Annotated in this window: 7 protein-coding genes; 4 read left to right on the top strand and 3 right to left on the bottom strand. The window is 67.4% G+C overall.

The annotated features are described in order from the left end of the window. Positions 1 to 4: 4 nt before the first annotated feature. Entirely contained in the window at positions 5 to 1,024 is a 1,020-nt protein-coding gene (gene waaF / locus KA248_00705) for a lipopolysaccharide heptosyltransferase II (GenBank protein MBP7828413.1), read from the bottom strand. Beyond that, positions 993 to 2,156 (bottom strand): tetraacyldisaccharide 4'-kinase, encoded by a 1,164-nt coding sequence (gene lpxK / locus KA248_00700; GenBank protein ID MBP7828412.1) that lies wholly within the window; start codon positions 2,154 to 2,156, stop codon positions 993 to 995. The genes waaF and lpxK overlap by 32 nt, the downstream gene beginning before the upstream one ends. Positions 2,157 to 2,315: 159 nt before the next feature. Between lpxK and KA248_00695 the strand changes: the two genes are divergently transcribed. From KA248_00695 to KA248_00680, 4 genes are all read left to right on the top strand, one after another. Continuing rightward, the gene (locus KA248_00695) at positions 2,316 to 3,926 is read left to right on the top strand and encodes a sodium:solute symporter (protein MBP7828411.1); all 1,611 of its coding nucleotides are present in this window, start codon (positions 2,316 to 2,318) and stop codon (positions 3,924 to 3,926) included. A gap of 237 nt (positions 3,927 to 4,163) precedes the next feature. Further along, complete coding sequence (locus KA248_00690) at positions 4,164 to 8,453, top strand: DUF4968 domain-containing protein (protein ID MBP7828410.1); 4,290 nt, start codon at positions 4,164 to 4,166, stop codon at positions 8,451 to 8,453. 6 nt (positions 8,454 to 8,459) lie between these two features. After that, entirely contained in the window at positions 8,460 to 9,011 is a 552-nt protein-coding gene (locus KA248_00685) for a hypothetical protein (protein MBP7828409.1), read from the top strand. A 66-nt stretch (positions 9,012 to 9,077) separates the two neighbouring features. Continuing rightward, complete coding sequence (locus KA248_00680) at positions 9,078 to 9,545, top strand: peroxiredoxin (GenBank protein MBP7828408.1); 468 nt, start codon at positions 9,078 to 9,080, stop codon at positions 9,543 to 9,545. Between the two features lie 2 nt (positions 9,546 to 9,547). On the opposite strand, the gene KA248_00675 is transcribed toward KA248_00680, so the two are convergent. Further along, a complete protein-coding gene (locus KA248_00675; GenBank protein ID MBP7828407.1) occupies positions 9,548 to 12,094 on the bottom strand; it encodes a tail fiber domain-containing protein in 2,547 nt (848 codons plus the stop codon). Positions 12,095 to 12,326 lie beyond the last annotated feature (232 nt).

The raw sequence follows: 12,326 nt of genomic DNA, 5'->3' as shown, positions 1-12,326 counted from the left end.
ACGGTCATCGGCCCGCCAGGCACTCCAGCGCGGCCTGATATACCCGTTCCGGCGTGATCGAGGCCAGTTTTTTTATCGCTTCCGGGTCGTCGCGGGCGATGTCGCGCGAGCACGGGCCCTCCGCCCGGATGACCCGGCAGCGGGCGCCAAGGGGCGCGGTGCGCGCCGGATCGGTCATGCCGAAGATCACGACTTCCGGCCGGCCCACGGCCGCCGCAACGTGCGCGCCGCCGCTGTCGTTGCAGACCACCAGGTCGCAGGCCTCGATCAGCGCGGCCCAGTCGGCCATGGACGTTTCCCCCGCCAGGCTGCGCGCTGCCGGCCCGATGCCGCCCGCGACGCGGCCGCACAACTCCGCCTCCCGGGCGCTGCCGAGGACGACCAGCCGCGCGCCGGGCTGTTCGGCCAGGCGCCGGCCCAGTTCGATGAAATGAGCCGCCGGCCATTGCTTCGACGGCCCCCGCGCCGCGCCCGGCAGCAGCGCCACCCTCGGCGCGGGGAGATCCGCCAACCGGGACCGGGCCGCCTCGCGCGCGGCGTCCGGAACCCGCAGGCGCGGCGGGTCGTAGCCGGCCGTCGGCGTCCCCGGCGCGAGGAGATCCAGGTACTCGTAGACCTGGTGCTCCCGCGCGGGACCGCGGGCCGGCTCGACAACGTCCGTCAGCAGCCACCGCCGCCAGTGGCCCGGCCGCCCGCGTCTCTCCGGGATTCCGGCAAGACACGGAATCAAGGCCGAGCGAAACGAGTTCGGCAGGATGACGGCCCGCTCGCACTGCGCGGCGACGACCGAATTCACGGCGGGCCGGAGCCCGGCCTGCAACTCCACCCGCGCGTCTGCCACCTCGTGCATGGCCCAGAGCGGGCGCATCGCCGGCTTCACCAGCAGCACGATCCGCGCGCCGGGATTCCGTCTCCGGAACTCCTGAAGGGCGGGCATCGCCATGATGCCGTCACCCACCCAGTTGGGGACGCAGACCAGGACGCCGCCGGCGTTACTTGAAGCAGATGCGGGAGATGCAGGCATGGAAATCCTCCTCGCCGCTCAACAGCTCGATCTCCACCCGCAGGAAGTAGATGGGCAGGTCGCGTCGCTCGATCATCGGGAACCGGACCGCGTCCTTCTCGGTCGTCACGATCGCCTTCGCGCCCTTCTGAAGGCTCCGGTTGATCGCGTCGAGGATTTCCTGCTGGGTGTACCGGTGATGGTCGGCGTAACGTTTGTGGTAGAGCACCTTCGCGCCGAGGCGGACCAATTCGTCCTCGAACCCCTTGGGCACCGCGATGCCCGAGACCGCGCCGACCTCCAGGCCGCGCAGGTGATCGAGTTCCTTCTTCTCGCCCGTGTACACGTCCCGCAGGTGCCGCGGGCAGTGCCGGCACTCGATGATTTCCGCCTTGGGATTAAGCTCGCGGAGGGTCTTGCGCAGTTCCGGCGCGCCGTCGCCGGTGGACTTGGTGATGAAGATGAACGAGGCCCGCTTGATGTTTCGGATGGGCTCGCGCAGGATGCCGCGCGGGAGCAACCGCTTGTTGCCGAACGGGTTGGTTCTGTCTACGAGCACGATATCCGCCCAGTGCTTGAGGCGCAGGTACTGGAACCCGTCGTCCAGCAGTAGCGTGTCGCAGCCCAGTTTCTCGATGGCGTAGCGGCCGGCCTTCACGCGGTCCTTGTCCACCAGCACCTTGACGTTCGGCAGGTTCGAGGCCAGCAGGTACGGCTCGTCGCCGCCCGTGGTGGAGTCGAGGAGAAGCCGCTGCCCGTCGGAGACGACCAGCGGCGGGGCGGCATCCTTGCGAAAGCTAAACCGGCGGGCCAACCGGGTGAGGAAGGGCGGCTTGTCGCGCTTGTAGCCGCGGCTCAAGATGGCGACATTGCGGCCCTGGCGCTGGAGCGAGCGGGCGAAAATTTCGACCACGGGGGTCTTGCCCGTCCCGCCGACGGTCAGGTTGCCGACGCTGATGACCTGGCAACCGAGTGTGTGGTGCCGGAAGAGACCCCGGATGTAAAGCCACAGGCGAACTTGAACGATCACCGCGAAAAGCAGGGATAGCTGCTTGAGCAGAAAGCGCAGGAAGGCGGGAAAGCGGCCGGGCCGGCGGTCCTCGATGACCGTCAGCAGGTAACTCTCCAGCCCTTCCATCCGGCGGTCCGGCATCCCGTTCTCCTGATTTTCGCCCCGACGTCCGGGGTTCATGGTGCCATCCGCGGGGGGCCCGAGTCAACCGCGGGTTCAGAAAACCGGCCGCCGGACTTGTTTTTGCTCCGCTATTGCAACATGCTGGGCCTCAACACGGAGGACGGCATGCTGGGCAAACTGTCGATGCTGGATATCGTGGTGTTGCTGGGCTATTTCGTCGTCGTCGGGCTGATCGGCTGGGCCTCGAGCCGCAAGGGCCGCGCGGACGCGAAAGCCTACTTCCTTGGCGGCGGGAGCATCGGCTGGATGGCGATCGGGGCCAGCCTCTTCGCGTCGAACATCTCGGCGGAGCACTTCATCGGCCTGGCCGGCAGCGGCGCGGCCAGCGGCCTGGCGGTCGGCCAGTTCGAGTGGCTCGCCTGCTTCATCCTGCTGCTGCTCGGCTGGTTCTTCGTGCCCTTCTACCTGCGGACCGGCGTGTTCACGATGCCGGAATTCCTCGAGCGCCGCTACAACCGGAGCTGCCGCAACTACCTCTCGGCCATCTCGCTGATCGCCTACGTCTTCACCAAGGTCAGCGTCGCGGTGTACGCCGGCGCGCTGGTCCTGCGCACGATCCTGGGCTGGAACATGTACGTCGGCGCCATCGTCCTGCTGGCCGCGACCGGGCTCTATACCGCCTTCGGCGGCCTGCGCGCGGTGATCTACACCGACTTTCTCCAGGCCGGCATCCTGATCGGCGGCGGCATCGTGCTGACCGCCGTCGCCATGGCCCGGCCCGAAATCGGCGGCTTCGCCGGCCTCACCGAGCGGCTGCCCGCCTCGTTCTTCTCCGTGTGGAAAAGCCTCCAGGACGCCGACTTCCCCTGGACCGGCATCCTCTTCGGCGCGCCGATCCTCGGCGTCTGGTACTGGTGTACGGACCAGATGATCGTGCAGCGCACCCTCGCCGCCCGCCACCTGGCCGACGCGCGACGCGCGACGATTTTCGCGGGGTTTCTGAAGATCCTGCCGGTCTTCATCCTGGTCCTGCCCGGCCTCGCGGGCGCGCGGCTGTTCCCGGGGACCGCGCCGGATAACATGTACGCGACCATGGTGGAAAACCTCCTGCCGTCCGGCGTGAAGGGCCTGGTCGTCGCCGCGCTGCTGGCGGCCCTGATGAGCTCGCTCTCCAGCGTCTTCAACAGCAGCTCGACCCTGGCCGTGATGGATTTCTACCACCACCTTCGGCCGCAGGCCTCGCAGAAGGAGCTCGTGCGCGCCGGGCAGCTCGCGACCGTCGCGCTCGTGGTCGTCGGCGTGCTGTGGCTGCCGTTCATCGGCCGGATGAGCAGCCAGCTCTATGTCTACCTCCAGTCCGTGCAGGCCTACATCTCGCCGCCGATCGCCGTGGTGTTCCTGCTCGGCCTGCTGTGGCGCCGCATGAACGGCCGGGGCGCGCTCGCCGCCCTGCTGGCGGGCTTCGCGCTCGGCGCGTTCCGGTTCGTCACCGAGCTCGGGATGAAGAGCGGCTGGGCCTGGATCAACGACCGCGCCTGGCTCAAGGCCTACGCGAGCGTCAACTTCCTCCACTTCGCCGTGATCCTGTTCCTCGTCTCCGGCGCGGTCCTCGTGGGCGTCAGCCTCGCCGGCCCGCCGCCGACGGAAAAGAACCTCGCGGTCTTCCCGCCGCCGGCCGCCGCGCGCGGGGCGGAACCGGTATCCCGGATGAACCTCGGGTTGAGCATCCTGCTCGGCGCCCTCATCCTCGTCTTCTGGGTCTACTTCAGCCCGCTGTTCTTCCGGTAGGCGCCCGTCCGTACTTTAACGGAACACCGGTCCGCCGGCCCCGACCGGCAGCTCTTCACGCCGGACAATGTCGTTCTATCGAGGCCGTAAACGGCTCGCCCGGCACCCTGACGCACAGCCCCTCGCCCCCACAAAAATATTAATATTAAAACGCTTAACTTAATTCCGGCTTGTTTGTACTGTAATGAAGTTTGCATGGGTCGCGGGCGGGCGGTCGCCCCTAAAAAGAGGCCATTTATGACCAGGAATACGCGTCGCTTCAACCTCTCGCCGTTTGCCGGCCGCGGGCGACGACTGCTCTTGCTCCTGGCGGCCACGGCCCCGATGACCGTCGGGCTTTCGCCGGCCCGGGCGGCGACTTCGGCCGGCAACGTCACGGGCTTGACGCTGACCACGAACAGCCCCTCCGGCAACATCACCGCCTCGTTCGCGTTGAGCGGCGGGGGCTCGGTCGAGGTCACCCCGTTCGCGGCGGACGTGGTCCGGGTGGATTACCACTGGGTCGGCCCGTTCGAGACGGACCAGCCGATGATCGCCAAGCCGCTGGCCGACTGGACCTCCGCCGGCGCGACGATCAGCGACCAGGGCTCGAAGTACGTGATCCAGACCAGCCAACTGGACATCGAGGTGGAGAAGACGCCGCTCAAGATTCACTTCAAGGACAAGAGCGGGTTCTACCTGCTGCAGGAAGACTTCATGGAGTACGACGCGGGGTACAGCTACACCGGCCAGCGCGGCACGGGCTCCTCGAAGCTGAAGTGCCAGAAGATCATGCCGAGCGGGCAGGCCTACTTCGGCCTGGGCGAGTACGGCGGCCCGATGAACCGGCGCGGCCGCGAGATCGACTGCTGGAACACCGGCACGTTCAACTGGGGCGAGTACCAGAACCCGACCTACATGAACATCCCATTCTTCTACGGCGTCCAGCCGGCGGCCGGCGGCAACCCGGCCTTCGTGTACGGCGTGTTCTTCAACAACCCCTGCCGGCCGCTGTTCAAGTTCAATGTCTCGGGCGAGACCCGCTACTCGTTCGAGGCTGGCGACGGGCGCATGGATTACTTCTTCATCGGCGGCGGCGCCTCGCACAGCATGCCCAAGGTCATCGACCGCTTCTCCGAGCTGACCGGCCGCCCGACCATGCTGCCGAAGTGGGGCCTCGGCCACCACCTCTCGCGCTTCTCGTACGACAACCAGGCGTGGGTCGAGTACATCGCCAACCAGGCCACGGTGGAGGACATCCCGCTCGACGCCGTGTACCTCGACCTCGACTACATGGACGCGAACGCGGACGGCAACATCGGCGACGGCCAGATCCGGCAGCTCGCGTTCAACTCCCGCTACGCCGACCCGGCGGGCATGGTCAACTACTGCAACGCGCGGGGCGTGAAGGTGGTGCCGCTGATCGAGCCGTGGCTCCAGCCGGGCGACACGGCCCACTACACGGACGCCAACAACAACATGCATTTCATCAAGGACAACGGCGGGAGCACCGTCACCCGCAACATCTACACCGGCGCGGTCTCGTGGTTCGACTACAGCAGCACGCCGATGAACACCTGGTGGCAGACCCGGATCGTGAGCTGGTACAACAGCATCGCCTTCTCCGGCATCTGGAACGATCTGACCGAACCCGAGGGCGGCGACGGGATCCCGTACAACGGCCTGCTGTGGCTGGACGGCAAGTTCGGCACCTCGAGCACCGACTCGCGGCGGTGGTGGTCCAACGAGCGCAACTACTTCGGGCTGCGCTGCGCCCGGCAGAGCTACAACACGATGCTGGCGAAGGATGCGAACAAGCGGCCGTTCGTGTTGAGCCGGTCCGGCAACGCCGGCCTGCAGCGGTACGGGGTAAGCTGGAGCGGCGACACGGCCGCCAACTGGTTCTACCAGCGGGCGACGATCCGGTTCGGCATGGGCGCGATGATCGCGGGCGCGGCCTGGTACGGCAACGACGTGGGCGGCTTCTCCGGCACGCCGTCGGCCGAGCTGATGGTGCGCTCCACCGAGTTCAACTGCCTGACGCCGTTCTTCCGCAACCACGCCAACGAGAACTCGGCCGACCGCGAGCCGTGGCGCTACAGCGAGCCCTACAAGAGCCAGATGCGCGACCTCATCAAGCTGCGCTACCGGCTGATGCCCTACCTGTACACCCTGGCCTACGAGTCCACCCAGACCGGCGAGCCGATGAACGTTCCGCCCGTGTTCGATTACTCCGCCGACGCCAACACGTACGGCTTGAGCGATTACGAGTTCCTGGTCGGCGACTTCATCCTGTCGGCGCCGATCTACAACGAGGGCGCGTCCACCCGCACGGTCTACCTGCCCTACGCGCCGGGCCTGGAGTGGTACTACTGGCCGTCCGGCTCGCCCAACAGCTCGCCGTCCGGGGACAAGTACGCCGGCGGCCAGACGGTCACCGTCAGCGCCCCGCTGGGCAAGGCGCCCCTGTTTGTCCGGTCCGGCGCCATCATTCCCATGAGCGCGTCCATGCAGTACGCCAACCAGAGCCAGCCCGGCTGGATGGACATCAACTGCTGGCCCAGCGGCACGAGCGAGTTCACGCTGCACGAGGACGACGGCGAGACGTGGGACTACCTGGGCGGCGAGTACAGCCGGCGCCGGATGGTCAGCGCGCGCACGGCCGCGGCGTGGGACTTCACCATCGAGGCCAAGCAGGGCACGTACAGCACGGGAACCCGCGATTTTTATGTTTACTGCTACAACCCCGGGACCTCGGTCGTCCACGGCGTAACCCTGAACGGCGCGCCGCTCGCGCAACTGGCCAACTTCGGCGCGGGCGCCCAGGGCTGGCTGATCACCGGCGAGGGCCGGATCGGCATCAAGCTGCCGGACACGGGCGCGGCCGCCGCGCTGCGGGTGAGCTTCGGCGACGTCGGCGACACGCTACAGTTCACCGCGGCCACGAACTCGGCCGCGGAAAACGCGGGCAGCGTGCGGGTGTACGCGAACCGCACCGGCGCGGCCACGGGCGCGGTCAGCGTCGCCTTCGCCACGGCCAACGGCACGGCCGCCGCGGGCTCGGACTACACCGCGACGAACGGCACGCTCCAGTGGGCGGCCGGCGACCTGGCGAACAAGTACTTCGACGTGGTCCTCGCGGACGACGGCAGCTACGAGGGCAGCGAGACCTTCTCGGCCTCGTTGAGCGGGGTCGTCGGGGCCGAACTCGGCGCGCCAAGCCAGCAGACGGTCACGATTCTCGATAACGAGCCCCTGCCGCCGGACCTGCTGGTCACGAATCCGCCGTCCGCGATCGCGGTGGCCGAGGGCACCACCAACTATACCCTGCAGGGCGTGGCCAACGCGCTCAACTGGGCCGGCCTCGCGTGGAGCAACCAGCTGACCGGCGCGACCGGCACGGGCGCCATCGGGTTCTCGTGGTCCCTCGCCGACATCGGGCTCGGCGTCGGGACCAACCGGATCGTCGTCTCCGCCACGAACGCGGGCAGCGCGGTGCTGGCGACGGATGACGGCACGAACGCCGTGTACAACGACGCGTGGGACCTGTCCGACAACGGCGGCTCCGGCTGGGGCGCGTGGCAGTTCTACACCAGCTCGGGCAACTCGAGCGAGAACGGGCGGTTCATGGCCAACCATGGGACCGTGAACATCGGCGCGCCGGCGTGGGGCCTGTACGCCAACAGCGGCAACCTGTCCGAGGCCAAGCGCCTGCTGACCAACGCGCTGGCGGTCGGCCAGACCGTCTCGGTGCGGATGGACAACGGGTTCATCAACACGGGCAGCGGCACCGGGGTGGCCCTGCAGAACGCGGCCGGCACGACCCTGTGGGAGTTCTTCTTCAACGGCGGCGACACCTTCTACAGCATGAGCAGCACGACCACCGACGTCGGCTGGACGTCCGCCGGGCTGGACGTGGAATTCACGCTGACCAGCCCGACCACCTTCCGCGCGCGGATCACCCCGTACGGCAGCACCACGCGCACGAACACCGGCAGCCTCATCACCGCCGCGGACCAGTCCATCGCCGTGTTCCGGGCCTGGAACTACAACGCGGGCGCGGGGTCGGACTACGACTTCTTCTTCAACCGTTTGACGCGCCTCGGCGCCGCCGGGTCCGGCCCCTCGACCAGCGTGGTCGTGCAGATCGTGCGCGAGGGCACCGCCAGCCAGATCCCGCAGGACTGGCGCGACCGGTACCAGCTCACAGGGCTGAACTCCGGCGACGACGACGACCGGGACGCCGACGGGTTCAGCAACCTGCAGGAGTACTGGTCCGACACCCATCCCACCAACGGCGGCTCGTTCTTCGCCCGGCTGGGCGTCGCAGGCGCTCCCGGCGCGGGCCCGTTCACGGTGGAAATCGGCGCGCCCACGACGAACAGCCGCCTCTACGACATCTCGTATTGCAGCGACCTCGCGGAAGGGACGTGGACGCCCCTCGGGTACAACCGGTCCGGCGAGGCCGACGGCGGCAGTTTGAGCATCACCATCACCAACGACCTCGGCACGCCCGTTCATTTCCGCTCGCGGGTCTTCCTGCCCTGACGCGTCATGGCCGCGCTCCATCCAGCGTCCCGCAAGGGACTGGTGATCCTGGTTATCGGGCTTGCCGCGGTCGTGTGGTTCCTGGCACGGCGGGAGGCGCCGCGCCCCGCCGCGGCATCGAGCCAATCGGTCATGTCACCCGAAATACCCGCCGCGCCGTCGAGCAAAACGGTCATATCACCCGAAATGGCGCCGGCCCCGGCCGGGTCCTCCGTCATGCCGCTGGCCGCGCCGGACCTGGAGCGATTCCAGGAGGCCAGCAGCCGGGCGACCCGGGAACTCGAGGCCGAGAGCCCCGGGCTGCCCTACGCCGTCGCCGCGTCCCGCGCGGCGCGGCGGGGGATCGCCGCGGCGGGATACGATCCGGACCGCACCTTGGACGCCTGGCTTTCCCCGCCCTTCACCGCCGACCTGGCGACCCGGCGCGCGGCGGATAACCTGCTCTCCGTCATCCTCGGCGACACCGCGGGCGACGCGGACTTCGCGCGCATCCTGGACGAACTCGACCCGGAGGTCCGGGCCCTGGCCATGGAGCGCCGCGCCGCCAAAACACGGTAGGGTTCCGACCCGCCTGCTGGAAAACCGCGCGACGCGGGCTATAGTGGGCGCGAAAGGATCCACACCATGAAAACACTCGCAGGCAAGAGGGCGCCGGTATTCAACTTGAAGGGCTCGGACGGAAAGACGCACGCTTTGAAGGACTACGCGGGGCGGACGGTGGTCCTGTATTTCTACCCGAGGGACAACACGCCCGGCTGCACGAAGGAGGCCTGCGGATTTCGCGACCTGAAAAAGGAATTCGCGAAGCGCGACGCCGTCGTGCTCGGCGTCAGCCGGGACAGCCTCGCCGCGCACGACCGGTTCATCAAGGACTTCAAGCTGCCCTTCACCCTGCTCTCCGACCCGGACCTGGCGGTCATGAAGGCCTACGGCGCGTGGGGCAGGAAGCTGATGTACGGCAAGCCGGTCGAGGGGACGATCCGTTCGACGGTCGTCATCGGCCCCGACGGCAAGGTCCTCAAGCACTGGCCCAAGGTCGCGGACGCCGCCACGCACCCGGCCGAGGTGCTGGATTTCCTGAAGGATGGCTGACGTCAGTCGCGGTCTTCGGCGGTGGAGATCCGGGCGCGGAGGGCGGCCAGCTCGCCTTTGAGCTGTTCATTTTCGGCCTGGAGATCCTTCACCAGGCCGTACAGACCCTGGATGGCCGCGAGGGCCACGCCGTCGAGATGGCCGGAGTTCAGCGAGGTATCGGTGCTGCCCTCGAACGGGAAGAGGGCGTGGAAATCCTGCGCCATGGGGCCGATGTTGCGCTGCGCGTAGCCCTTGTAGTTCCATTCCGCGATGGGCAGGGCCGCCACTTTTTCCAGCACGTCGCGGCCGTCCACCGGCGCGATGTTCTCCTTCAGGGCCCGGTCGCTCACGATGGACCAGCTCCCGGCGCCCGGCGTCCATCTCGCGTACGAGCTTTCGTCGAAGTTCTGGAAGCTGACCCCGCCGTCGCAGCGGAACGTCACCGAGTTGGCGCCGCGGGAACCCACATCCATGTCTATGGAATCGCCCCACACGAACGACCCGTCATTGGTCGCCTTGGCGCGCCGGCCGGCAGCAAAGGAATAGGCGTTGCTCGCCTGGTTGTCGCGGCCGCCCGGGATGGTCGCGTAGTCGCCGCCGACCTGGTTGTTCACGCCGCCGCCGATGGCGCTGTAGTCCGCACCGGCCACCACGGCATTGTTGGACCCGCCGCCGATGACCCCGGCCCGCCCCGCCGCCAGGTTTCCGGCGCCGCCGCCCACAAACGACAGGGCATCCGCGCCGTTGCCGGACCCGCCCGAAACGGTCGCGCCCTCGGCATTGGCCAGGTTGCCCCGACCGCCCGCGACGGCGGAGAAGGCGCCCACCGCCTGGTTGTTGGTCCCGGCGCCGACAAACGAGGCCGTGCCGCCCGCGACATTCCGGGTCCCGCCGGCGATCGTGGCGAACCGCGCGAGGGCGTCATTGCGATTTCCCCCGCCGATCACGATGTAGGACTCGTCCCGCCCGATGTTGTCACTCCCCCCACCGATGAACGAATACGGAGCAGCCAAAATCCTGTTGGTCCGTCCACCCGTGATGGCGCTGTATTCGTTGCTTACCTGGTTGTCCCGACCCCCGCCCACGAAGGCGTAATCCTCGCGCGCCGCGTTATTTCTTCCCCCCGCGACGGCGGCGTCAAATCCCCGGGCATCGTTGAAGCTGCCTCCGCCGACGGTGGAACTCTGGCCCCGGGCCACGTTTCGCCAGCCGCCGGCGATGGTGGCATACTGATTCGACACAAGGTTGCCCTCTCCTCCGCCGATGGTGGCATAGTCGGCCGAGTTCTCGATCCGGCCGCCCCAACCCCCCGCGATCGTGGAGTATTCAGACCCGTACGGCGCGATAATGGTATTGCCCACGCCCCCGCCGATGACGCACGCCCAGGCGTTGGACATCACGTTGGACGCCCCCCCACCCACCACGCTGCGGTCCGCAATCGCCGTGTTGTCTTCCCCCCCTCCGACCACCGAACTGCTTCCTTTCACCATATTGTTCGACCCGCCGCTGATAAGCGAGGCATACCCTGCCACCGTATTCCCGCGGCCTCCGGCGATGGTGGCATAATAGGAGTTTGTTCCAATGCTGTGGCCGAATCCGCCCCCGATCACGGCAAACGGAGAGCTATTGCTGATGGCATTATACTCGCCGCCGCCGATGACGCCTGCCGACGCCAGACTCCGCACGGCGTTGAGGTAGCCACCCCCGATCACAGCCAGGGTGGTATCAATCTCGTTTCCATACCCGCCGCTAATGGTGGAATGGGAGCCGCCAGCCCGGTTCGGAAACACGGCCGTGCCGCCTCCCGCGATGGTCACGCCGTACATCGAGTTCACGTTCGTATTGGCTTCGCTCCCGCCGATCACGGAGGGACCGCTCGCGTTCGGCACGAGGCGAAACGCGCGCGAGCCGTTCACCTTGAAGTTCAGCGCCTGGTCGTCCGTGGTCCCGATGAAATGCGTGTCGCTCGTCGTGCCGGCGTTGCCGGCCAGCCGCCAGTAGCCGCCGTCCTGCAGTTTCCACCAGGTCACCGCCCCGTCCACGAGTTCGTCCGTGTCCACGGCCCCGGCGGCCAGGTCATCGCTGGTCAGGGAGTTGTTGACGATCTTGGCTCCCGTGATGGTGTTGTTCGCGATCTTGTTGCTGGTCACCGCGTCATCGGCGAGCATGCTGCTGGTGATGGCTCCGGGTTCCACGCCCTCGGCCACCACGGCATACGCCACGGCCGCGACGCGTTCCCGGGGCGTCAGCACCGCTCCGCCCACCTGGACCTCGAGGAAGAGCGGCTGGTTGGTCAGGGCCGCGGCCAGGGTCCCGTAATCGGGAATCCCCCCGAACCGGGTGGAGTACAGGCCGTCCACCACGGTCACGGTCTGCGTCTCGACATACTGCACGTCCGCGCCCAGGAGGGACCCGTACAGCCGGAACACGATCGCAGTGCTTCCGGAGTAAAGGTTCGTGCCACTGATGAGCCGGCCCTGGTAGTTGATCAGGGACGGGACCTGCGCCGGGGCGGCCAGGCCGAAGAACAGGACAAGGATCAGGCAGGGGCCAAGCATCCGCTTCATTCCAACCTCCACTCCCGCAACGGGATTTAACGATAGAATTCCACGCTACCACCCGGGAGGGTGGCTCGGCAATCTCAACCTTTCATCCCCGTGAGCGTGACGCCCTGGATGAGGTACTTCTGGTCGAAAAAGAAGCTTCTTCCTGTGCGCTCAAGAAAACGGACCGGAATGCCTTTTCACTCGAGCCTTACTTTTCATTAATAATAATTATTTACAAAATGACAAGTTAGCG

The organism is Kiritimatiellia bacterium (assembly GCA_018001225.1).
Classification (GTDB): domain Bacteria; phylum Verrucomicrobiota; class Kiritimatiellia; order CAIQIC01; family JAGNIJ01; genus JAGNIJ01.
This window is presented reverse-complemented; position numbering and strand designations above follow the sequence as displayed.